The 23,890-nt window shown below is 45.2% G+C and carries 16 protein-coding genes and 1 pseudogene; 2 read left to right on the top strand and 15 right to left on the bottom strand.

What is annotated here, in order from left to right:
• Positions 1–84: 84 nt before the first annotated feature.
• Positions 85–1,557: a phosphohexomutase domain-containing protein gene (locus AAEY83_RS02290; protein WP_025646133.1), complete on the top strand. Its 1,473-nt coding sequence runs from the start codon at positions 85–87 to the stop codon at positions 1,555–1,557.
• A gap of 129 nt (positions 1,558–1,686) precedes the next feature.
• On the opposite strand, the gene AAEY83_RS02295 is transcribed toward AAEY83_RS02290, so the two are convergent.
• From AAEY83_RS02295 to sdhC, 13 genes and pseudogenes are all read right to left on the bottom strand, one after another.
• Positions 1,687–3,063 (bottom strand): UDP-glucose/GDP-mannose dehydrogenase family protein, encoded by a 1,377-nt coding sequence (locus AAEY83_RS02295; RefSeq protein ID WP_025646134.1) that lies wholly within the window; start codon positions 3,061–3,063, stop codon positions 1,687–1,689.
• Positions 3,064–3,133: 70 nt separating this feature from the next.
• Complete coding sequence (pgi, locus tag AAEY83_RS02300; RefSeq protein WP_025646135.1) at positions 3,134–4,801, bottom strand: glucose-6-phosphate isomerase; 1,668 nt, start codon at positions 4,799–4,801, stop codon at positions 3,134–3,136.
• 3 nt (positions 4,802–4,804) lie between these two features.
• Positions 4,805–5,680: a UTP--glucose-1-phosphate uridylyltransferase gene (locus tag AAEY83_RS02305; protein WP_025646136.1), complete on the bottom strand. Its 876-nt coding sequence runs from the start codon at positions 5,678–5,680 to the stop codon at positions 4,805–4,807.
• Between the two features lie 73 nt (positions 5,681–5,753).
• Positions 5,754–6,242: pseudogene (locus AAEY83_RS02310) on the bottom strand (GDP-mannose 4,6-dehydratase); the annotation flags it as partial.
• A 169-nt stretch (positions 6,243–6,411) separates the two neighbouring features.
• Entirely contained in the window at positions 6,412–7,287 is an 876-nt protein-coding gene (sucD, locus tag AAEY83_RS02315; protein WP_025646140.1) for a succinate--CoA ligase subunit alpha, read from the bottom strand.
• 117 nt (positions 7,288–7,404) lie between these two features.
• Positions 7,405–8,571, bottom strand: coding sequence for an ADP-forming succinate--CoA ligase subunit beta (sucC, locus tag AAEY83_RS02320; RefSeq protein ID WP_025646142.1), 1,167 nt, complete (start codon positions 8,569–8,571; stop codon positions 7,405–7,407).
• A gap of 255 nt (positions 8,572–8,826) precedes the next feature.
• Positions 8,827–10,278, bottom strand: a complete 1,452-nt coding sequence (gene lpdA / locus AAEY83_RS02325; protein ID WP_025646144.1) for a dihydrolipoyl dehydrogenase — start codon at positions 10,276–10,278, stop codon at positions 8,827–8,829.
• A gap of 273 nt (positions 10,279–10,551) precedes the next feature.
• Positions 10,552–11,814, bottom strand: coding sequence for a 2-oxoglutarate dehydrogenase complex dihydrolipoyllysine-residue succinyltransferase (gene odhB / locus AAEY83_RS02330; protein ID WP_025646146.1), 1,263 nt, complete (start codon positions 11,812–11,814; stop codon positions 10,552–10,554).
• A gap of 175 nt (positions 11,815–11,989) precedes the next feature.
• Positions 11,990–14,872 carry a 2-oxoglutarate dehydrogenase E1 component gene (locus AAEY83_RS02335; protein WP_025646148.1) on the bottom strand — a complete coding sequence of 961 codons (2,883 nt, stop codon included), beginning with the start codon at positions 14,870–14,872 and terminating at the stop codon, positions 11,990–11,992.
• A gap of 602 nt (positions 14,873–15,474) precedes the next feature.
• Entirely contained in the window at positions 15,475–16,185 is a 711-nt protein-coding gene (locus AAEY83_RS02340; RefSeq protein WP_025646150.1) for a succinate dehydrogenase iron-sulfur subunit, read from the bottom strand.
• Positions 16,186–16,361: 176 nt separating this feature from the next.
• Positions 16,362–18,212: a succinate dehydrogenase flavoprotein subunit gene (gene sdhA / locus AAEY83_RS02345; protein ID WP_025646151.1), complete on the bottom strand. Its 1,851-nt coding sequence runs from the start codon at positions 18,210–18,212 to the stop codon at positions 16,362–16,364.
• A gap of 272 nt (positions 18,213–18,484) precedes the next feature.
• Complete coding sequence (gene sdhD / locus AAEY83_RS02350; protein WP_037059282.1) at positions 18,485–18,892, bottom strand: succinate dehydrogenase, hydrophobic membrane anchor protein; 408 nt, start codon at positions 18,890–18,892, stop codon at positions 18,485–18,487.
• Positions 18,892–19,278: a succinate dehydrogenase, cytochrome b556 subunit gene (gene sdhC / locus AAEY83_RS02355; RefSeq protein ID WP_025646159.1), complete on the bottom strand. Its 387-nt coding sequence runs from the start codon at positions 19,276–19,278 to the stop codon at positions 18,892–18,894. The genes sdhD and sdhC overlap by 1 nt, the downstream gene beginning before the upstream one ends.
• Positions 19,279–20,287: 1,009 nt before the next feature.
• Between sdhC and gltA the strand changes: the two genes are divergently transcribed.
• On the top strand, positions 20,288–21,583 hold the full coding sequence (gltA, locus tag AAEY83_RS02360) for a citrate synthase (protein ID WP_025646160.1): 1,296 nt from the start codon (positions 20,288–20,290) through the stop codon (positions 21,581–21,583).
• 117 nt (positions 21,584–21,700) lie between these two features.
• Here the strand turns inward: gltA and AAEY83_RS02365 are convergent, their stop codons facing one another.
• Both AAEY83_RS02365 and AAEY83_RS02370 read right to left on the bottom strand, forming a co-directional pair.
• Positions 21,701–22,717 (bottom strand): hypothetical protein, encoded by a 1,017-nt coding sequence (locus AAEY83_RS02365; protein WP_025646162.1) that lies wholly within the window; start codon positions 22,715–22,717, stop codon positions 21,701–21,703.
• A 257-nt stretch (positions 22,718–22,974) separates the two neighbouring features.
• Entirely contained in the window at positions 22,975–23,508 is a 534-nt protein-coding gene (locus tag AAEY83_RS02370) for a hypothetical protein (protein ID WP_025646164.1), read from the bottom strand.
• Positions 23,509–23,890 lie beyond the last annotated feature (382 nt).

Below are 23,890 nucleotides of genomic sequence, written 5' to 3' on the forward strand. Positions count from 1 at the left end.
AGCCGCTTACAAGTTAGTGTACCATTGAATGCTTATTGAAGAATAACAATGCTTTTCACTTTTAAGCCTAGGAATATCTGTTTTATGTCTACTGTCAATACTACCAGCTACCAGCCTACGACTACCTTCGATCCCATCACTATCGGCTCGTTTAAAGCCTACGATATTCGCGGCGAGCTTGGCGTGACTCTCGATGAAGACATAGCCTACCGCATTGGTCGCGCCTTCGCGCAAATTTTATCGCAGCGTATTGATGATGACGCTGAGTTAGAAACGTTGAAAAAAGCAGTGGTCATAGGCTGCGACATCCGCGACTCCAGCGAAGCCTTAAAACAAGCGACTATCGCCGGTATATTGGATGCCGGTGTTGATATTATCGATTTAGGAATGACCGGCACCGAAGAGGTGTATTTTGCTACTAGCCATTACCAAGCGTTAGGCGGTATCGAAGTCACCGCGAGTCATAATCCAATTAACTACAATGGTCTAAAGCTGGTTAAAGAGCACTCAAAACCCATAAGTGCGGACGATGGCTTAGCTGAGATTCAAGCCTTGGCTGAGTCGGGTGACTTTGCTGCGATCAAGCAAAAAGGCGAATTGGCAATACTAACGGATAAAAGCGCTTACATCGATCACGTGATTGGCTTTATCGATATCGACAAGCTCAAGCCGTTAAAAATAGTGATTAATTCAGGTAATGGTAGCGCCGGTCCCGTCGTTGATTTACTGATTGATAAACTCGTGCAAGCTGACGCGCCTATTGAGATCATCAAACTGCACCACAAGCCTGACGGCAGCTTCCCTAATGGTATTCCTAATCCAATGATCTTAGCCAACAGAGAGTCCACTCGCCAAGCGGTATTAGACAATAAGGCTAATGTAGGCATTGCCTTTGACGGTGATTTTGATCGTTGCTTCTTATTCGATGAGACCGGCGAGTTTGTCGACGGTAGTTATGTGGTCGGTATGCTCGCGCAGGCCTTTCTTAATAAGTACCCAAATGAGTCCATCGTTTATGATCCTCGCGTTATTTATAACACCGAAGCGGTGATTGACGATCTCGGTGGCAAGGCAGTGATCAGTAAGTCAGGGCACTCTTTTATCAAGCAAGTCATGCGTGAGTCCGGAGCGGTTTATGGCGGCGAGATGTCGGCGCACCATTATTTTCGCGATTTCTTTTATTGCGATAGCGGTATGATTCCGTGGCTGTTGACCATTGAGCTGTTATCAATTACGGGTAAAAGCTTATCAGAACTCGTCAACGGCTACATCAGCGCTTATCCAAGCTCAGGCGAGCTGAATTTTCGCTTAACCACGCAGGATGCGCAGGCGATTATTGAGAATATAGAAAGTAGATTTGCAGATGAAAAACCCAGTAAATCTACTCTAGATGGGCTTAGTCTTGACTTTGGCGATTGGCGTTTTAATTTGCGGGCTTCTAATACTGAGCCGCTCATTCGGCTCAATATAGAGACTCGTGGCGATAAAGACTTACTGAAAGCCAAAATCAATGAGATTGAGGACTGGCTAGCTCAGCAAGGAGCGGTTCCGGCTTAATAACGGATTAGGCAACGTTCATGCGAAAAGATAGAGTCATACAATCTGTGTTTCTAGTTTGTAGGCTGGAGTAAAACCCAGCCTACGCCAATCAAATGCTTCATTTACAACTGGGATAGCTTTATGGCCTTATTTCGCACGCCCAATACCTGCATAAGCGCCGACAAGCGCGTTTATTTGCGGGCGTGATAAAGCATTTTGTGCATCAAACATCGGCATAGCGAATTGGTTGAGCTGCGCGATGTCTAGCTGATGCTGCGGCGATAGGCTAATAATAAAAATCGCCTGCGCGTAAGCGAGCTGCTCATAAGGACTATCAAGCAGTTGTAGCAGTGGCTGCTGCCCATAGTCCTTGGCAAGCGAGCTTTTGGCTTTATCACTATAGACTAAGGTTTTAATGTTATAAGACCATAGTAGCGCCAGTAGCGGATGGATAGCTGAGCCTGTGGTACGCCCTGAGCCTGACTTATAGCTACCGCCCCAAATCATCACGGTTTTGTTATCTATAAAACCATCATAATGCTGCCAGAATTTGCGGAAAATCAGCTCTTTTTGGTCATCATTGATGTGCAGTACTGACTGCAGTAAAGGCATATTGACGCTATTGTCTTGCGATGATTGCTGCAGCTTGTCAAGCTCAGTCGGTAGCGTATGGCCGCCAAAGCCCCAGCCTGCCTGCAGATAGCTACTGCCTACCCGCGCGTCTAACCCCATAATACGGCTGACTTGACCGATATCCACTTGTTGACTGTCCGCTAAGCGTGATAGCTCATTCATAAAGCTCACTCTCGTCGCTAGCATCGCCATAATACTGCTACGCGCAAACTCGATAGTGGCAATATCAGCATGATGATAAGCGCGAGCATGTTGTAGTAACGGCTGCAGCACAGTTAGCTGATGACTACTCTCAGGCGTTTTTTCGCCCAACAGCCACAGCGAGGGTTTGAGCATTGAGCTGTAAGCCTCACCATCTTGCAAAAACACAAACGGCACATAATAGACCCAAGCGCGCTGCAAGCTGTCTGCTAACTTAGTGATATGACCGAGCTTTTCGATACCACTCATAATAACGGGCGTCGTCTGCTGCTGACTATGATTAAAAGCTATTACCCAGTTATCATCTGTCCAAACGCTTTTGATACTCTCCAAAAATAACCAATAGCAACTGACTGATAAGGGCGTCGCTTTTTGTTCGTCTGGCGATTGGCCAACTTTGCCTTCATAACTTTGAATAAGTTTATCCGCGCTAGCCGGTAATGCACATTGAACGATTTGCTGCTGCTGTCCATATAGCTGCCATAGTGCCTGTAAATGCCGCTCAAAGCCATACTGCTCAACTTGCTGCGCTAACAAGTCTAAATCGGCATAAATGTGCACCTGATGATCTAGGCTCGCTAACACCACCGCGCTAGTAATGGCTTCGATACTATGACCGATGATCACGCAGACCTCAGATGACTTGTCGTTCAATGCGTGATCATTATTAACAGCAGACTCAGAGCTCATAGCATTCCCTTAATTATCGTTTTCTCAGCCGCAAAGTCGACTCTCATTTCTATACTTTGTCTTGCCATCGTTATTCAAATAACTGCTTGATATGCGCAAGGAGCTGATTGGTAGAGCTATCAAAAGGCGCGGTGCTGTCTTGTTGCATTGCCTGATAGACAGTTTCGGCCATCTGCTTACCCATCTCAACCCCCCACTGATCAAAAGGGTTGACGTCCCATATACTCGCCATCACGTAGACCTTATGCTCATATAAAGCAATCAGCTCGCCTAAACTATGTGGGGTCAGCTCATCGAGCAGCAAGGTCGTAGAAGGCTGATTGCCGCGATAATGCTTGTATTTATCCGTAGTACAAACCGTCGTACTGACAGCAGCGACAGCAGCGTTACCGAAGGCTAATACTCGGCTCTGCGCCAAACAGTTAGATAAAGACAACTCATGCTGATGCTGTAGTGAGCTGTTTTGCACCTCATCACTATAGTGACGCACGCAAGCGATAAAGTCGCAAGAGACATGCTGAGTGCCCTGATGTAGCAGTTGATAAAACGCGTGCTGGGCATTGGAGCCAATCTCGCCCCATAAAATCGGGCAAGTATCATAGTCGATATGAGTACCGTCATGTGTCACTGACTTACCGTTACTCTCCATCTCCAGCTGAGTCAAGTAGCTTGGCAAGTACTCAAGCCGACCATCGTAAGGCAAGACGGTATGCGCGTGTATCTGTAAAAAGGTACTATTCCAAACCGCAAGCAAGCCTAATAGCACTGGTAGATTGTCTTTGAAGTTCGCGGTCGCAAAGTGCTGATCCATACTATGAGCGCCAGCGAGCAGTTCACGAAACTGACTCATACCGATACGAATGGCAATCGCCAGCCCAATCGCCGACCATAAAGAAAAGCGACCACCGACCCACTCCCAAAGCTGCAGCTGATGCTCAGGATGAATGCCCCATGCCGTCATCTTGGCGCTGTTAGCGGAGATACCGATGAAGTGACGGCGCAGCACGCTATTTTGCGAGCCTGAATATAGAGCCGCTGTCGTCAATAGCCAAGACAGTGCCGTTTGTGCATTAGATAGCGTATCAACGGTGCCAAAAGATTTAGAAGAGATGATAAATAGCGTCGTCTCAGCATCTAAACGTTTTAGCAAGTTATCGAGCTGTGAGCCATCCATATTAGAGACGAAATGCACGATAATATCTGTATCAGCCCACTCATCTAGCGCAGACGTTGCCATTAGTGGGCCTAAGTCTGAACCACCGACGCCGATATTGACCACATCAGTGATGGCTTTACCCGAAAACCCGCGCCAAGTACCATTACGAATCCGCGCCGATAAACGCTCAACTTGCTGTAAGCTGTGATGCACATCACTGACCACGTCCTGCTCATTGACGACTAACTCTGCGCCCTCAGGCAATCGCAGCGCAGTATGTAGTGCCGCACGCTCTTCGCTAGTATTGACCATAGCGCCTTGTAGCAAATCTTTGATACGCGCTGTTAGCTCACAGCTCTCAGTCAAATGTAACAAACTTGCTAATACCGACTCATCGATACATTGCTTGCTATAATCCATATACAGGCTACCTGCCTGCGCGCAAAAGCGCTGCGCTCGACTGCTATCCTCTGCAAACAGCTCCGCTATCGACCACTTCTGCTTCGCTAACGTTTGCAATTGCTGCCAATACTCAGAGTCGCGAGCACTGCTATAAATGTTATTGGCACTCATATCGTTCATCAGCTACCCTTTAGATGCGAGCTGCTGCTCAGCAAAGTAAATAAAAGCTTGCATATAAGAGTGCATGTCACCAGCATCGTAGCTATCACCGCGCATGGTGGTGACATTAACACCAGACTCACTAATCAGCGCATCGATAGCATCGGTTAGCTGAATCTCGCCGCCGACAGAAGCTTTGGTGTTGGCCAAATAGTCAAAGATTTGATTACTAAACACATAACGACCCACTACCGCTAGGCGCGACGGCGCATTGGCTAAATCAGGCTTTTCGACAAATCCCGCTACCCCAAAGCTAGCATTACTGTCTGTACTGTCACTGATCTCAGTAGTGCTATCGACAAGTTTGGCAATGCCATATTTATGGACGTCGCTATCGGCGACTTGCTCAACGAGTATCTGTGAATGCTGATCTTTAGCAAATTCCGCCAACATAAAGGCTAAGTTGTCAGTAGCCATATCGCCAGTAAAGGGATCAAGCACGACATCGGGCAGTAAGACTGCAAAGTCATTGTCAGCGACAATGGGACGCGCTGCTAATACCGCATGACCTAAGCCCAAAGCCCTACCTTGGCGGATCATCGACACGCTGACATCATCCGGTAGCCAGTTGAGACTATCAGCCAGCTCGTCTTTGCCTTTATGACGTAATTGCGTATCAAGCTCGGCATTGATATCGAAATAGTCTTCAATCGCGCTTTTTTGCGCATGACCGACAAGGACGATATGCTTGATGCCGGCGGCGATAGCTTCCTCGACGACGTAATGAATGGCCGGGCGATTTCCTAAAGGCAATAACTCTTTAGGTACGGACTTGGACAGTGGTAGCATACGAGTGCCGAAGCCTGCGACAGGAATAACGGCATGGGTTATTTTTTTCATAGATTAATAGTGCTTTTAGTTAGTTTTAAGGCAATATAGCGATTTTTTCTTGGCTACTCTAGTATAACCGCGTCTATTTTGTGTTATAGCCGTCAGGATTCATGCTTTGCCAGCGCCAAGTATCTTCACACATATTAGTAATGGAAAGCTTAGCTTGCCATCCTAGCAGCTCTTGCGCTTTATCAGCACTAGCATAACAGCTTGCAATGTCACCAGCACGCCGCGCCGCAAACTGATAAGGGATATCTATTTTATTTACTTTACTAAAAGCGTTAACCAACTCCAGAACTGAGCTACCTCTGCCTGTGCCCAAATTAATAGGCAAAAATCCTGCTGCATGAGTCTGCTGCTGCAAATGATCAAGTGCAGCGACATGGCCTTGTGCTAAATCAGTAACATGAATATAGTCACGCACCCCTGTACCATCGATAGTCGGATAGTCATTACCAAAGATACTAAGCTTGTCTCGTCTACCTACAGCTACTTGCGAGATAAAAGGCATCAGGTTATTTGGAATACCGCTTGGGTCTTCACCAAACTGTCCTGACTGGTGCAGAGCAATACAGGTATGAGTACCAATATACCCAGCACCACCCGTCACTAATATTTTATTATTCATAGCAATTTTCAAACATAAAAAAACACCCCATTATAGGGGTGTCTCTCTTACTTCTCAACATAGCTTTAGTAGTTGGTTCTTAACTCTTTATCTACTATCGAGAATACCTGACTTACCAGCCAGTAACTTCTTTTAGCTTATCACCAATTTTTGATGGGTCACGCGTGTAAGCGATACCTGCATCTTCAAAGGCCTTAAATTTCTCTTCAGCTGTGCCTTGACCGCCAGAGATGATTGCGCCAGCATGGCCCATGCGCTTACCAGCAGGTGCTGTGACGCCAGCGATATAGCCGACAACAGGCTTAGTAACGTTGTCTTTAATATAAGCGGCCGCTTCTTCCTCAGCGGTACCACCGATTTCACCGATAAGTACAATAGCTTCAGTCTGTGGATCGGCCTCAAACAGTTTTAGCGCATCGATCTGGTTCATGCCTGGGATAGGGTCACCGCCGATACCGATACAGGTTGACTGACCAAAGCCAAGCTTCGTGGTTTGCGCCACCGCTTCATAAGTTAGCGTACCTGAGCGGGAGATGATACCGACTTTACCTGGCAGATGGATGTGACCTGGCATGATACCGATTTTGCACTCGCCTGGCGTGATGACACCTGGGCAGTTCGGACCGACCATACGTACATCACCAGCTTCTTCGATATAGCGCTTCGCTTTTAGCATATCGATCGTCGGTACGCCTTCGGTAATGACGATAATCAGCTTAACGCCGGCATCGACCGCTTCAACGATAGAATCTAGCACAAATGGCGCAGGCACATAAATGACTGACGCATCCGCTTGTGTTTCATCCATTGCTTCTGCCATCGTGTTAAAGACTGGCAGACCTAAATGCGTTTGTCCGCCTTTACCTGGGGTTACGCCGCCAACGACTTTAGTGCCATATTCGATCGCTTGCTCAGAATGGAAAGTACCGTTTTTACCGGTGAAGCCTTGTACTAATACTTTGGTATCTTTATCAATTAATACACTCATTGTTTTATCCTTGTATTCGCTTGTCTGATAGCTGTTAGTAATAGCGGCTTACTCGCTATAGGCAAGCAAGCAGCGACTATTACTGATGAACTCTACTGTTTACCTACTAATGATAAGTTAGGCTTGAACAGCATCGACGATTTTTTGGGCAGCGCCCGCTAAGCCTTGAGCAGAGATGATTTTGACATCGGACTGCTCGAGCAGCTCGATACCTTTCTCAGCATTGTTACCCTCTAAGCGCACAACGACAGGTACTTGTACATCGACTTCTTTTACCGCGGCAATGATAGCTTCTGCAATCATGTCACAGCGCACGATACCGCCGAAGATGTTAATGAGTACGCCCTCGACACTGCTGTCTTCTAGAATAATCTTGAACGCTTCAACGACGCGATCTTTAGTTGCGCCGCCGCCAACGTCTAAGAAGTTAGCAGGCTTGCCGCCGTATAGCTTAATGATATCCATGGTCGCCATAGCAAGGCCGGCACCGTTGACCATACAACCGATGTTACCTTCTAGCGCAACATAGTTAAGGTCAAACTCTGCAGCTTTTAGCTCACGCTCATTTTCTTGCGTTTTGTCTTGTAGCGCGGCGATTTTTGGCAGACGGAATAACGCGTTTGAATCGATACCAATTTTGCCATCGACACAGACGATCTCGCCATTTTCACGTACCGCTAATGGGTTAACTTCGAGTAAAGCAAAGTCATTATCCACAAAGGCATTATAAGCACCAGTCATGATTTTCACGAACTGATTGATTTGTTTGCCTTCTAGACCTAACTGGAACGCAACATCACGCGCTTGATAAGGCATGAGACCGACTAATGGATCTACAGTGACTTTGAAGATTTTTTCTGGCGTCTCATTAGCGACTTCTTCGATGTCAACGCCGCCTTCGGTTGAGGCCATAAAGGTGACACGGCGGGTAGAACGATCGACAACTGCGCCTAAATATAGCTCAGTCTGTACCGGATACATATCTTCTGCGACTAAGACAAAATTGACCGGTTGGCCATCAGCGTCAGTCTGAAAAGTGACTAAGTTAGTACCGATAAGCTCATCAGCAACTTGCTTAGCTTCTTCGCGAGTTTTGACAAGTTTGACGCCGCCCGCTTTACCACGGCCACCCGCATGAACCTGCGCTTTGATAACAGCGATGTCTGTTGGAGTCTTATCAAAAGCAGCGGCAGCTTCGTCACCGCTGTGAGCAACGATACCCTCTTGGATCGGTAGGCCGTAACTTTTTAATAGCTCTTTGGCTTGATACTCATGTAAATTCATTGATTGTATCCTTTATTTTTTTCAATTGAGAATGTGATAATAAATAGTTAAACAAACGCGCCATGATATAACTGACAGCGCGCCTGTGGTTAGCTAGAGCGATAATAATAGATAGCGCTACTAGCTGTAATCCTTATGCTTAAGGTTGTCCGCATGACAGCGTATTAGCCTGCCAGTTTGACAGCTATTGACGCTTTAGTTGCCATCTTCTTTAGGACGAAGTGATGACTGACTAAGGACAAACCTGCACGGATACTATTTACGTTTTTTACGCTGAATGGCGTGAATAGCACGGCCATCAGCAGATAAGGCAGCTTCGTGTACCGCTTCTGAAATCGTTGGATGCGCGAAAGTCATCAGCTGCAAATCTTCGATACTAGAGACAAATTCCATCGCGATCATGCCTTGATGGACGATGTCGCCGGCGCCAGCAAAGATAGCATGCATACCGAGTAAACGATCGGTCTTAGCATCGGCAACGACTTTGATTGAGCCTTGCGCTTCACTTTGCGCCAGCGCGCGACCGTTAGCAGCTAGATTGAATGAGCCTGTTTTGACCTCATAGCCTGCATCCGCAGCTTCTTTTTCAGTCAGACCAACCCAAGCGATTTCTGGATGGGTATAGATAATGTTGATAATAGTGTCATAGTTGACTTGTGCTTTTTCGCCATGAATGCGCTCAACCGCCATCATGCCCTCTTCCATCGCTTTATGCGCGAGCATCGGGCCACGTACTAAATCGCCAATAGCATAGACGCCATCTAGATTGGTTTTGCACTGATCATCGACATCGATAAGGCCGCGTTCGGTTAGCGTCACACCGCTGTCCTCGCCAAGTAGCTTCTCAGAGTAAGCACGGCGACCGACACAAACGATCAATTTATCAAAGCTCTCATCTGAGGCTTCGCCTTTGTTTTCGCTAGTGACGACGACTTGACCGTCTTTGACTTCTGCATTAGTCACTTTGGTATCGACGCGGATATCTAAGCCTTGTTTTTTGAACATCTTACGAGCTTCTTTGGCGATATCTTTATCAGCAGCGGCTAAAAATTCAGGCAGCGCTTCATAAACCACGACTTCCGCGCCCAAGCGACGCCATACTGAACCAAGCTCAAGACCAATAACGCCTGCACCAATCACGCCCAAGCGCTTTGGCGTCTCAGTGAAATCAAGCGCGCCAGTCGAGTCGACGATATGCTCGTGATCGACTTTGGCAACTGGAATATCGATAGGCACAGAACCTGAGGCTAAGATAACGTTCTTGGCAGTAATGGTGCTTTCTGCATCATCCTCTAGCGCAACAAATTTAACTTTTTTGTCATCGCCTTTACCGTCGACTAACGTGCCCCAACCTTGTAGCCAGTCAACACCATTGCCCTTGAGTAGTGCCGCAACACCGCCCGTTAATTGCTTGACGATACCTTCTTTACGCTCAATCATCTTCTCGACGTTGATGCCGACATCACCGGTGCTGATGCCATGCTCGTCGAGCTCGTCTTTTGTCGCCTCATAGCGATGTGAGGTATCAAGTAAAGCTTTTGATGGAATACAACCAACGTTCAAGCAAGTACCGCCAAGCGCCGGCTCGCCTTTGTAAACACGTTTTTCGATACAAGCGACGCTCATACCCAACTGACCGGCACGAATAGCCGCTTCGTAACCACCAGGTCCGCCGCCGATAACGACTAGATCATAATTATCTTTCATAGTAATTTCCTAATATTTTTATCGTAAAATTTAGTTTGGCTCTATGCTATTGACGTTATTCTCGCTTGCATAGCTATTTATTTTAATCGATTGATAAAGCATCAAATTCAAGATGTATAGCTAATACACTATCTTGATAGGATGATTCACCTAAAATGAATAGCGAGAGTTTTAAGGTGAAGTTTATTGTTCTAAACAGTAGGCAAGACAGAACATTTATTGGCATAAAGTTAAAAAGCTTGTATTAGCGATTGCCAATACAAGCTTAGAAGCTTATAGGTCTAATAACAGCATGGTTGGGTCTTCGACAAGATCCTTAAGTGTCACCAAGAACTGTACCGCCTCTTTACCATCAATCATACGGTGATCATACGATAGCGCTAGGTACATCATTGGTAAAATCTCAACCTTACCATCGACAGCCATCGGACGCTCATTAATCGCATGCATACCTAAGATAGCAGTTTGCGGTGGGTTCAAGATAGGCGTTGACATGAGTGAGCCAAAGACACCGCCGTTAGAGATGGTGAACGTACCGCCTGTCAGCTCATCAAGACCGAGCTTACCTTCTTGTGCTTTACCGCCAAGCTCACGGATTTTGCTTTCGACATCCGCCATGCTCATCTGATCAGTATCACGAAGTACAGGTACAACTAAACCGCGATCTGATGATACAGCAACACCGATATCATAAAAACCATGATAGACGATATCATCGCCATCGAGTGAGGCGTTCACTGCTGGGAAACGTTTTAGCGCTTCAGTAGCAGCTTTGACGAATAACGACATAAAGCCTAGACGCACACCATGACGCTTCTCAAACTGATCTTTGTACTTAGTACGCATATCCATGAGTGGCTTCATATTGACTTCGTTGAACGTCGTCAGCATCGCTGTTTCTTGAGTCGCTGATAGTAGACGCTCGGCAACACGCTTACGCAAACGAGTCATCGGTACGCGCTTTTCGCTACGCTCGCCCGATTCGGCGACTGGCGTCCCCTTATCGTTTTTGATGCTGCTATCTGCTTTGAGTTTAGGGCTTGCCATATCAGATTTGGTAACTCGGCCATCACGGCCACTGCCTTCGACATTTTTTGGATCAACGCCAGACTCTTTCGCCGCTTTACGTACCGCTGGGCTTTGGTCTTTATGAGCGTCTTCTTTTTTGTCTGTCGCTTGTACTGGCTCACCGCCATCAGCTGCTTGCTTTTTCTGTACTGGCGCCGCAGGCTGATCTGGATTGACGGCTGGAGCTTCCGCATCATCACCGCTGCTGTCTTCACTATCGGTACTGCCGCTAGCGCCAGCTTCAAACTCAGCGATAAGATCGTCTGACTCAACCGTATCATCGACTTGCTTAACGATTTTGGTGACTACGCCGTCATCTGGAGCGACTACTTCTAATACAACTTTGTCCGTTTCGATTTCCGCTAAGATATCATCACGGTTGACTTGTTGACCTTCAGTAACGTGCCACTCAACGATCGTGCCATCAGCTACCGATTCTGGAAACACGGGGGCTTTAATCTCAGCCATCGATATACTCCTTAGATTGGGATAAATATTATTTATTATGAAATTGTGGTAACCAGCCAAATCATTTGATTCACTTTAATTTAGTACTTTGTTCCAATACTGTTGTGAAATGAATAATACTCTGACTGCTACCACCTGTTTGTTTGATCTTTCTTAAAGCTAATACTGTCAAAAACTACTTTGTCAATTGTGAGACTTCTACACCTAAGCCGCCGGCAATTAAGTCTTGCTGCTGACTGGCATGCAATTTTGGCGATCCGGTAGCTGGTGCGGCACTTGCTGGACGCGCAACAGGCTCCATCACTTTCGCTTTGGTTGGGTGCGGAACCACAATACGGAACATATGCGGCGCTAGATAATACCAAGCCCCTTGGTTTAAAGGCTCCTCTTGCGTCCAAACGATCTCTTTTAAATTGCTGTATTTATCAAATTCAGCGATCAAACGCTCTTCTGGTAGCGGGTATAGCTGCTCAATACGTACGATAGCCACATGGTCTAAGCCCAATTCACGGCGCTGCTCGAGTAAGTCATAATAGACCTTACCCCCACAAAGCACTAAACGGGTAATTTTATCGTTATCCTGCTCATCAATCTCAGAGATCACCGTCTCGAACTTATGACCAGTCGATAACTCTTCTAGCTCTGAGGTAGCAAGCTTATGACGTAATAAGCTCTTCGGCGACATTACGATCAAAGGCTTACGAATCGGACGTACCGCTTGACGACGCAGGGCATGGAATATCTGTGCTGGTGTCGTTGGAGTAATCACTTGCATGTTATCTTCAGCACACAGCTGCAAGAAGCGCTCAAGACGAGCTGAAGAATGTTCAGGACCCTGACCTTCATAGCCATGCGGTAATAACATGGTCAAGCCGCACACGCGCTGCCACTTAGTCTCACCACTAGCGATAAACTGGTCGATGACCATTTGTGCGCCATTGACAAAGTCGCCAAACTGAGCTTCCCAAACGATTAATGCATTTGGCACAGTCGTAGCATAACCATATTCAAAAGCGAGCACTGCCTCTTCTGATAAAAGCGAGTTATAAATTGCAAAGCGCGCTTGATCTTTACTCATATGCGCTAATGGCACGTACATACTGCCATCGTTCATATTGTAGATCTCGCTATGACGATGCGAGAAAGTACCCCGGCCAACATCTTCGCCAGTGATACGTACTAAGGTTTTGTCATGGTCAACTAAGCTGGCGTAAGCGAGTGTTTCAGCCGCGCCCCAGTTTAGTGGCTCTTCACCGGTTTGCATCGCTAAACGCTGCTCAACCACCTTTTGTACTTGACGCTGTAGCTTATAACCTTCAGGCATCACTGCCATCTGCTTACCATAGCCTTTTAGGATGTCGATATCGACGCCAGTATCCCAGTCATCTTCTAACTCATGACCTAAATAAGGGGTCCAATCGACAAATAGTGCTTCATCAGGCTCACTCACTAAAGAGTTCGCGACATACTCGCCGCGATCTAGTGATTCGCGGTATTCGTCTTCGTATTTAGCGGCTTCATCTTTGCTAATAACGCCTGCATCGATAAGCTTATTGGTATAGATAGTGCGCGTCGTTGGCAGTTTTTTAATCACTGAATACATCAGTGGCTGCGTTGCTGAAGGCTCATCCGCTTCATTATGGCCATTACGACGATAGCAGAAAAGGTCAATAACGATGTCTTTGCCGAACTCATGGCGATAATCTAGTGCCAATTGCGCAGCAAACACTACCGACTCAGGATCATCACCATTCACATGTAAGATAGGCGCATGTACCATCTTAGCAATATCTGTACAGTACTCTGTCGAGCGCGCATCTTCTTGACGGCTAGTGGTAAAGCCAACTTGGTTGTTAATAACGATATGTACTGTACCGCCAGTAGTATAAGCGCGGGTCTGTGACATCTGGAAAGTTTCTTGTACGACACCCTGCGCTGCAAAAGCAGCATCACCATGAACGACAATCGGTAATACTGAATTACCGTATTTACCATGATCTTTTGGCTCGTCATTACGGCGAACTTGACGGGCGCGTACGGAACCTTGTAATACAGGTCCCACAATCTCAAGATGTGATGGGTTAAAGGCTAAGGCCAAATGTGCCTCTCCGCCAGGTGTCATCACGTTTGAAGAATAACCATTATGGTACTTGACGTCACCTGAACCTTTTTCTGGCTGCACTTTGCCATCAAACTCATCGAATAGGTCCGCTGGGTTCTTACCTAAGATATTAACGAGTAAGTTTAGGCGTCCACGGTGCGCCATACCGATGACCATCTCTTTTGTGCCGTAGCCACCAGCGCGCTGAATGATCTCGTTTACCGCAGGAATAAAGCTCTCACCGCCTTCTAGACCGAAGCGTTTTACCCCAGTATATTTACGTGCTAAGTATTTTTCTAATCCTTCAGCAGCCGTTAAGCGCTCAAGAATAGATAAGCGCTTTTCTTTATCGAATTCTATATGGCCAAGATTGCTTTCCATATACTGCTCCATCCAGCGCTTCTCAACGCTAGTGGTCACATGCATATACTCGATACCGATATAACGGCAATAGACGCGCTCCATGATTTCAATGATCTCACGTAGCGACGCTTCAGGCTTACCAATTTTTAAATCGTTGGTCGGAAAGACGGTATCTAAATCAGCTTCTGATAAGTTGTGGTAGGCCAGTGTCAAGTCTTCGACTTTGTCACGTGGATGCAAATCTAAAGGATCAAGCTGGGCACGGCGATGACCGCGGCGACGGTAAGCGGAGATGAGCTGCTGTACGCCCATTTGCTTAGGGTCAGCACAATTAGCAGTGCTATCACTATTAGCAGCTGAGGCACTAACTTTGTTTGCCGTTTGATTGCGTGCCAATAACAAGAACTGATCTTGAATGGCGTTATGCTTAGCATCATTTGGCGATTGATATTGTTTGAAGTACTGCTGCCAATTCTCATCGACACTGTTAGGGTCGGTTAAGAACTGCTCATAAAGTGCTTCGATATAATGAGCATTATCAGCGGCAAGTTCTGTGTATCCTGCATCGGCTTTTCTTTGAGTTGTACTATTCATAATAATCGTCTATTTCATAGATAAATGAATGGAAGTTGCGGGTTGTACTTATAATTATGAGTAACTTTTAGAACGTCTTGGGCTAAATCAATTATTTGTGAACGCCCAGTCTTATTATCTTAGTCGTTTGATAATAATAACTTATATATACTAGCTCTAGCCATAACTATGTCTATCGCTTAGTTTTAACTTTGAAGCGCTCATTAGTGTTTATGGCTTAAAGAGTCTATCGACTACAAATATTGTATCCTTTTACTCTCGTCACTCTCACTAAACGATGCTCCCTAGGGTAGCACGGCCCACAAGCTAACCATAGTTTGTTTGTTCAATACTAGGTATTTAAGTAATGAATATTCACTATCATAGCCAATGTTAAATACATTGAGCCACTACTAATGAGCATAAAAAACTAACATAGAAAGCGAAAATTTCGTTAATTGAGCTATTATGGCCTATGATAACATTTTCGCTCGTAAGTTTTTATGGCTAGTTTGTCATTATCGCTGTACTTAGCACAAAATATTAACAAAAGAAAAACACCGCCTCAGGACGGTGTTTTTCTTTTGTCTGATAAATAGTATGTCGCTTATTGACCTACTAGATTAGCCTGCTTGATCAATAAGCAAATTGCGCAGATGACCGATAGCTTTGGTTGGGTTTAAGCCTTTTGGACAGACTGAAACGCAGTTCATAATACCGCGGCAGCGGAACAAGCTGAACGGATCATCTAAACGCGCTAGGCGAGCCTGCGCATCCGTATCACGACTATCCGCTACGAAGCGATAGGCATGTAACAATGCTGATGGGCCCAAGAATTTATCTGGGTTCCACCAAAATGAAGGGCAGCTGGTCGAACAGCAAGCACATAGAATACACTCATAAAGACCATTCAACTGCTCGCGCTGCTCAGGAGACTGTAAGCGCTCTGTCGGCGGTGCTGGCTGGTCATTAATCAAATAAGGATGTACTTTTTCGTACTGCTCATAGAACTGGTTCATATCTACGACTAGGTCACGAACGACTGGCAGTCCAGGTAGCGGTCTGATGGTAATCTTTTCAGGTAGCGTGTTCATGTTAATAAGACAGGCTAGGCCATTTTTACCATTGATGTTCATACCGTCCGAACCACAAATACCTTCACGGCACGAGCGGCGGAAAGTGATGGTCTCATCTTCTTTCTTTAGGCGTAATAATAAATCAAGCAACATACGATCTGACTCTAGTAGCTCAATCGTATAGGTTTGCATGCGCGGCGCTGCGTCCACATCAGGATCGTAGCGATAAATTTCGATGGTGCGAGTACCTCGGCTCATATTGCTAAACTCCACACTTAGTAAGGGCTGGCATACAAGGATTCTATTCTCTTAGCGTAGGCGCTGCTGAGTAACTTGTAGCTGGCAGTAAACTGCCTAAAATTAAATATCTTAATACTTTATTGGTACTAGCGCACTAGTATGCGCTAGTACTAAACGATCCAAATAGCGATTGACTAATAAACGCGAACTTTTGGTTCAATATAATCGACCGTCAATGGCGTCTTACGTACAGGCTTATAAATGATACGGTTATCATCAGAGTACCAGATGGTATGCTTCATCCAGTCGTGATCGTTACGACCATTTGGCGCATAATCATCGTCTTCAGGACGGTCATAGTCGGCAACACTGTGCGCGCCGCGGCTCTCATGACGGCTAGCTGCTGAGATCATCGTCGCTTTGGCTACTTCGTATAAGTTAATCACTTCAAAAGCTTCGATACGCGCGGTGTTAAATACTTGCGACTTATCTGCTAAATGAATATGATCGATCTTTTCTTCTAGTGCCAATAGCTTCTCTACGCCTTCATCCATAAGCGCTTGCGTACGGAAGACGCTAGCATGCTTTTGCATAATTGCGCGAATCTCATCAGCAACGTCTTGTGCATTGTAGCCTTCGGTTGACTGCTGTAGCTTATTCAAACGGCCAACCGTAAAGTCTAGCACATGAGTATCTAGCGGCTTATAGTTATGATCGTTATGATGGAATCCATCAACGATATGCTTGCCTGCTGCACGGCCAAAGACGACTAAATCAAGCAGTGAGTTGGTACCTAAACGGTTAGCGCCATGGACACTAACGCAAGCGCACTCGCCAATAGCATATAGACCTTTGACAATCGTGCCTTCGCTATACAGACCTTCGTCATCGGTACCAGCTTCTAGATTCGGGGTGATGACCTGGCCATGAATCGTGGTTGGAATACCGCCCATCATGTAGTGAATCGTCGGAATCACGGGAATAGGCTCTTTGGTGATATCGACGTTAGCAAAGTTTTTACCAATCTCAAATACCGATGGCAAACGCTTCATAATCGTATCAACCCCCAAATGCGTCATATCCATAACGATATAGTCAGCATTTGGTCCACAGCCGCGGCCTTCTTTGATTTCTTGGTCCATAGAGCGCGATACCAGATCACGTGGCGCTAAGTCTTTGACCGTTGGCGCGTAACGCTCCATAAAGGCTTCGCCATCTTTGTTACGTAAGATAGCGCCTTCACCGCGGCAGCCTTCGGTCAATAGTACACCGGCTCCGGCCACACCCGTTGGGTGAAACTGCCAGAACTCCATGTCTTGTAGAGGAACGCCAGCGCGAACCGCCATGCCGATACCGTCGCCAGTATTGATATAAGCGTTAGTAGAAGCAGCAAAAATACGACCCGCACCGCCCGTTGCCAGTACAGTCACTGGCGACTGGAATACTGCAACCGTGCCCGTCTCTTGCTCAAGAGCAATAACACCGTTGATATTACCGTCTTCGTCTTTGATCAAATCAAGAGCAATCCACTCAATAAAGAACTGCGTACCTTGTTCAAGGTTCTTTTGATATAAAGTATGCAACAACGCGTGACCGGTTCTATCAGCTGCCGCGCAAGCACGTTGCACCGCTTTTTCGCCGTAGTTTGAGGTATGACCACCAAACGGGCGCTGATAAATCGTGCCATCTTCGTTACGGTCAAAGGGCATACCCATGTGCTCAAGCTCGTAAACCACTTTTGGCGCTTCACGGCACATATATTCGATAGCGTCTTGATCGCCTAACCAGTCTGAACCTTTAACGGTATCGTAAAAGTGGAAATGCCAGTTGTCATTGCTCATGTTCCCCAAACTTGCACCAATACCACCTTGAGCGGCTACAGTATGTGAGCGTGTTGGGAATACTTTCGTGATTACCGCAACATTCATACCCGACTCAGCCAGTTGTAGCGAGGCACGCATACCTGAGCCACCACCGCCGACGATGACTGCGTCGTAATTAAGGGTTTTGATGTTGCTAATAGTATTGTCTTGTCTTGTTGCCATTGTGATTTTCCTAATGCCTGTTTGTGCTCGCGCCTGTGTTATTTATACAAGATGCCAGCGAAGTAACTACAAGGGCTATCTACTATCTAAATCTGTGCTATACACTTATAAAAGATAAGATCTTGGCACGTTATGACCGTTGTCATCGGTATTTATTGATATAGCGACTGGCCTGTAAGAATTAAAATGCTAGGCGCTACTGTCAAAAATAGCTTAAGCGCTAATGGTTATAATCAAGCGAACGCATCACTTATCAAGCGTAATGCTAAAAATTATACGGCGATAACGCCAAAGCCATTGCCCCAAAAGATCATGATGCCCCAGAACAAATAAACTAAAATGGCAAGAATCATAAAAGTCTGTAGTACCATTCTGAGTTTAGTAGCACTTTCGCCCATCTTTCCTGAAGTGATATAGTCAGTAAACACAGTCCACATACCTACCCACGCGTGGCCAGCTAATGCCAAAATAGCAACTAAGCTAAATAGACGCATAGGTAAGCTATACATAAAGCTCGACCATTCTAGAAAGGTCACGTCTCCATGGGTCAAAAAGAAGCCCAGTAATACGATACTGTACACCGCTAGAACAATAGCACTAATGCGCTGCACCATCCAATCACGCGTTCCTGAACCAGTAAGGCCTGTAGCGCTTTTTACTCCTGAATTATTCTTTATCATTAGAACATCACCCATACAAATGACGCGACAATCAATATCGCTGCAATCACGAAACTGACAAAAGATGCCGTACGTGCTGATTTCAACTCTTCATTTTGGCCATTATCAGCAAATAAATGCTTCACACCCATTACAAAATGATAGGCCGTAGCAGCAACAAATATCCATGCTAAGAAACGAAGAAAAACGTTATCGAATACGGTCAAAAAACTCTCAGGCGATGCCAAAGAGGTTTGCAGTAGCCACAACATAACAGGAATGAGTAAAAATAGGATAATGCCAGAAATACGATGCAAGATTGACGCAATCGCAATCGGTGAGCGGTTAACGCTAATCACTTGGCTTAAGGGCAGATCAATAGGTCGGTTGCTTTTCACAGCGGGCATCCTTTTAGCGGTTATACTCGAGTTCTACTTATGGTTTAGTAATCGTCTACCAAACACACTGAGCGACATACGAGATGAATAAAATAAGGAAGAGCTAGCTGACTTTGCTAAATGCACGTTACGCCATCATGGTGATATGACATACTTACTAAGCGATGATTGCATTATTCTAGCTAGTGTCTGTCAACCACCATAAACACAAAAAAAGATAACGCCATCGGCTATCTTTATTAAGAATAACTACATGATCATCATTCTAAAAATAGAATAAATAACAATAACATTCAAGTCTTAAACGCTTTTTAATCGCCAAAACACCCTATCAATCGTAACAAGATATTAGAAAACGACCCTGTTAGCTGTCAGCTTCTGATAGGTTTGCGTTAAATTAACAAAGCGTATGTCAGTTAAATTACCGCAATTATAAAATGACTGGCGACTAATTACAAATTTATCCCCAAAATAGTCACTTTTGTCGTTGTTTTTACAAAAACTTAAGCTTCAGTGAGTGTTGGTTCAACTTTTCTAGATTTTTCTCTTAATCTGTCTACAACACTTATAAAGGTATATCACAGCTGTATATCTTCTTATATAAAGTAGGCTATCAGCATAGTCTTGCTACTTTGTAATTATTTATCAGTACCCTCATCATCAATATGTGCTTAAGATATATAGTGCTCTTCATCAGTTTGTTTCAGTAGCATATACCTCGTAAAAGTGTTAAAACGGATGAAATTAACGCTAAATTACACATCAGACATATTTTGATACAACTTATCACCCTTTTAGCTGCCTTTAAAGCCTATGAATCTCGTGTTTGGAGAGAAAAGTATTTTCACCTCTTCCTGAATTACTGCTAATATAGCTTACATATGAAGTGAGCGGCATACAAAGTACCGCTCCTCAGTAATGACTTAACCAGTAACGACAAGCCGTTACGACTACACCGTATGACGCACTAGCAAGCGTCGCTTTTACATTCATACGCTAAAACAATGGAGAGGAAATTATGGCTGACAACATTAAGTCAAATAATGAAGCCAAACTAACCGCAGAAGGTAAGGAATACCAACTTCCTATTATTCAGGGTACTTTAGGTCGTCCAGTTATCGATATCGCTGCCCTACAAGATTCAGGCTTTTGGTCTTATGATCCTGGCTTTAAAGTGACTGCCCCTGTTGAGTCAAAAATTACTTTTATCGATGGTGGTAAAGGCGAGCTGTTATACCGCGGCTACCCTATCGATCAGTTAGCAAACCATGCTGAATACCTAGAAGTGGCTTATGCGCTGATTCATGGCGATCTACCAAACGCAGAACAAAAAAAGGATTTCTTTGAGAAAATTCGTAAGCATACTGGCGTCCATGATCAGCTACGTAAATTCTTTGAAGGCTTCCGCCGTGACGCGCATCCTATGGCGATTATGGTCGGTGTTGTTGGAGCGTTATCTGCGTTTTATCATGACAAGCTCGACATCAGCGACGAAGATCATCGCGAAATCACGGCCATCCGCTTAATCGCTAAAATGCCAACTCTTGCGGCTATGAGCTATAAATACTCACAAGGCGAGCCGTTCATGTATCCGCGTAACGACTTTAGCTACGCAGAAAACTTCTTATATATGATGTTTGCTACTCCTGCTGATGTTGATTATAAAGTCAATCCTATCCTCGTTGATGCGATGGACAAAATCTTTACTTTGCATGCCGATCATGAGCAAAACGCTTCGACGTCTACTGTACGTCTAGCCGGCTCTACTGGTGCAAACCCTTATGCTTGTATCGCTGCAGGTATCGCCGCTCTATGGGGTCCATCACATGGCGGCGCGAACGAAGCTGTCCTTGAGATGCTAGATGAAATTGGCACAGTGGAAAACGTACCAGCATTTATGGAAAAAGTGAAAAGCCGTGAAGTAAAACTGATGGGCTTTGGTCACCGTGTCTACAAAAACTTCGATCCACGCGCGCAAGTACTGAAAAAAGCTTGTGATGAAGTATTAGAAGCTCTAGGTATCGACGATCCTAAGCTTGAGCTGGCTATGGAATTAGAAAGAATCGCTTTAGAAGATCCGTTCTTCATCGAGCGTAACCTCTATCCAAACGTTGACTTCTACTCTGGTATTATTCTAAAAGCTATTGGTATTCCAACGTCTATGTTTACGGTTATCTTCTCGTTAGCGCGTACCTCAGGCTGGATCAGCCACTGGATTGAGATGCATAGCGCACCGTTCAAAATCGGTCGTCCGCGTCAGCTCTATACCGGTGAGACGCATCGTGATCTTGTTAAGGTTGAAGACCGCAAATAAGAATCAACGATTTAGTTGTCTTACTAACCTTCTGTACTAAAATATCACCCATAAAAAATCCCGCTCATCGGCGGGATTTTTTATGGGTGATATTTTATGCTTAGTTTTTATAAGCAGTTACTGAAACTCTTCTAAGGTCTGTTCGTATTTCGCAATTTGCTCATCATAGTCTTTAATAGTTTCATTAAACTTGGTCATCAACTCTTCAAACTCTTGCTGCTGAGCGATTTTCATCTCTTGCATGTAGCGGGCTTGCCGAGCTTCTATTTGCTCCCAAATTTGGTGCTGGACGATGAGACGCGCTAATGCCGGACTTTTGGCATTGAGCCTGTCGGCAAGCTCTGTATGTTCAAACAGCTGTGGTATCAAGGCGGCGATATTGATTAAGGTATTGACCTCGGCGCTACTCAGTGGCTGTGATATCGGCTGATAAAGCGCATCGATGGTTTGCTGATAGCTGTCGATGATTTGTTTTTCGGTCAAGATTGTCGTTTTTCGCGGCTCAGCGCTAATGCGTCTTAATACGCTCAGATCGCGCTCACCTGCATCAGTGCTGCTATTTGGTTCCAGCTCAGTATCAATATTAATATCAGTATCGACATCAGTGTCAGTATTGGCAACGGTCTCGGTTAAGGTGTTAGATTCATTCGCTGAAAGCTCAGCATCAGTAGTGCTATTATTTGCTGTGGCTGAACTGGATCCAGCAGCGGTATCCACCGCCGCTTCATTGTCATCATTAGTCACGTTATTTAGTAACAGATCATCTTCACTGGTCGTCATATCAGCCGCTTGCAAAGACTCATACTCTGCCTGTAACCGGCGCTGTAAGCTCTGCATTTGCGCCACATATACTGGCTGCATCTGCTTGATATGGGCAGCCGCTGAATCACTTTGAGGTACAGGCTTCATCTCTTCAGTAGCCGCTTGCTCCTCTGCGTTAGCCGTACTGTCATCGACTGCTGATTGTGGCTGACATCCCACTAATAGCGATGCTGCTAGCACCATAGTCGCTAATACTTGAGGCGATTGACGGCCGGCAGATTTAGTAGGTCGTTTATGGCGCATTTGCTGGTCGTCAGCATCAGTGTCAGTGCCAGCATCGGTTTTGGGTCGAACAAGCAGAAAGTTAGGCATCAGAGAACATATCCTTTGTTAAGAGCGCCGCTATAAAAGCTAGATTAAAGTATAAATGGCTACCTTTGACTCACTTGCTCCTAGGGCGTGTTTATTCTTTATTAAAAAGTGTTTTATTGAAAAGTGAGTCGCTTTCATCATAGCGACTATCGCTGACAATCTGAAGATTAAATAGTGAACGAGCTGTCGTCAGTATCTTTTTGAATAAATACCATTGTTAAAATGCTAATGAGTATCTTTGTCAATTAGTGCTAATGTTAATTAATACCTTTGCTAGGTTTTATTTGCTCAGTCGCTGCGGTCAAAAAAGGTATGCACTCCTCTAAGTCGTTGCAATCCTTCCCAAGCTTACGACGAACAAAATAGTCTTGTACCATGCGCGCTTGCTGCTCAATGCCATATCTAAAGAAGGATTTGCCCGCTTTTAGCTCATAAGCATAACGCCGATTGACCAGCGCTCCGCGTACAACCTTTAGGCCTTGTTGCCATTGCCAAACGTGAGTGAGCTCATGAATCAGCCAACTTTGTTTGCCAAGTGCAGCCTTGCTAAAGTCATCAAGCCAATTATCAGGATGAAAATAAATATGACCATTGGGACTAACTGCATAGTTTTTTAGCACCCACCAAGCGGTTTTCAAGCGCACATCTTGTAAGTGCAGACTGTCGCCAAAAACCGAGCGTGCCAGCTCACACTCGCCTTCAGTCAAAGGCCGTGATTGTTGATTAAAACGATCCCGACTTGTTAGTTTAGACAACAGTCGCGATAACGATTTGGGAGAATAGCGAGACATTATTGAGACCGCCTTAAGGTAGTTTTGGAGGCTTTGTTTGCTTGTACTTTCTAAGTGCTAATTAATCTAAGATTATAAAATCAAACGCGCTACAGTAATGAGTTTTGCGCCGTTGCTCATCAGCAGCAAGTGACAGTCATACTAGTTTGCGATCACTGTTTCAAATTAAAATGGCTCTAAATCACCATCGTTTAATTATTAAAACAGAAATATTAAAACCAATCCACTTGTGAATAGCGAATATGCCCTAATATCAAAGGGGACAGTCCTTTTTAAGATTGTGCTTTTTTATTTAGGGCGTGTTAAACATTCGACCATGGCACTGACAGAGACTATTTTTTAGGCGATTTGCAGATAAAAATGGTAAGTTTAGTCGTTCTAA

The sequence above is a fragment of the Psychrobacter sp. TB20-MNA-CIBAN-0197 genome, assembly GCF_040309765.1.
GTDB lineage: Bacteria > Pseudomonadota > Gammaproteobacteria > Pseudomonadales > Moraxellaceae > Psychrobacter > Psychrobacter submarinus.

What these genes read in the sequence shown, in the direction of transcription:
- AAEY83_RS02365 (WP_025646162.1), bottom strand. Translation starts at nt 22,717, where the DNA reads ATGCCTAACTTTCTGCTTGTTCGACCCAAAACCGATGCTGGCACTGAC.
- sdhD (WP_037059282.1), bottom strand. Translation starts at nt 18,892, where the DNA reads ATGATAAAGAATAATTCAGGAGTAAAAAGCGCTACAGGCCTTACTGGT.
- lpdA (WP_025646144.1), bottom strand. Translation starts at nt 10,278, where the DNA reads ATGAAAGATAATTATGATCTAGTCGTTATCGGCGGCGGACCTGGTGGT.
- AAEY83_RS02290 (WP_025646133.1), top strand. Translation starts at nt 85, where the DNA reads ATGTCTACTGTCAATACTACCAGCTACCAGCCTACGACTACCTTCGAT.
- AAEY83_RS02340 (WP_025646150.1), bottom strand. Translation starts at nt 16,185, where the DNA reads ATGAGCCGAGGTACTCGCACCATCGAAATTTATCGCTACGATCCTGAT.
- sucD (WP_025646140.1), bottom strand. Translation starts at nt 7,287, where the DNA reads ATGAGTGTATTAATTGATAAAGATACCAAAGTATTAGTACAAGGCTTC.
- AAEY83_RS02295 (WP_025646134.1), bottom strand. Translation starts at nt 3,063, where the DNA reads ATGAGCTCTGAGTCTGCTGTTAATAATGATCACGCATTGAACGACAAG.
- sdhC (WP_025646159.1), bottom strand. Translation starts at nt 19,278, where the DNA reads ATGCCCGCTGTGAAAAGCAACCGACCTATTGATCTGCCCTTAAGCCAA.
- odhB (WP_025646146.1), bottom strand. Translation starts at nt 11,814, where the DNA reads ATGGCTGAGATTAAAGCCCCCGTGTTTCCAGAATCGGTAGCTGATGGC.
- AAEY83_RS02305 (WP_025646136.1), bottom strand. Translation starts at nt 5,680, where the DNA reads ATGAAAAAAATAACCCATGCCGTTATTCCTGTCGCAGGCTTCGGCACT.
- AAEY83_RS02335 (WP_025646148.1), bottom strand. Translation starts at nt 14,872, where the DNA reads ATGAATAGTACAACTCAAAGAAAAGCCGATGCAGGATACACAGAACTT.
- sdhA (WP_025646151.1), bottom strand. Translation starts at nt 18,212, where the DNA reads ATGGCAACAAGACAAGACAATACTATTAGCAACATCAAAACCCTTAAT.
- AAEY83_RS02370 (WP_025646164.1), bottom strand. Translation starts at nt 23,508, where the DNA reads ATGTCTCGCTATTCTCCCAAATCGTTATCGCGACTGTTGTCTAAACTA.
- gltA (WP_025646160.1), top strand. Translation starts at nt 20,288, where the DNA reads ATGGCTGACAACATTAAGTCAAATAATGAAGCCAAACTAACCGCAGAA.
- sucC (WP_025646142.1), bottom strand. Translation starts at nt 8,571, where the DNA reads ATGAATTTACATGAGTATCAAGCCAAAGAGCTATTAAAAAGTTACGGC.
- pgi (WP_025646135.1), bottom strand. Translation starts at nt 4,801, where the DNA reads ATGAACGATATGAGTGCCAATAACATTTATAGCAGTGCTCGCGACTCT.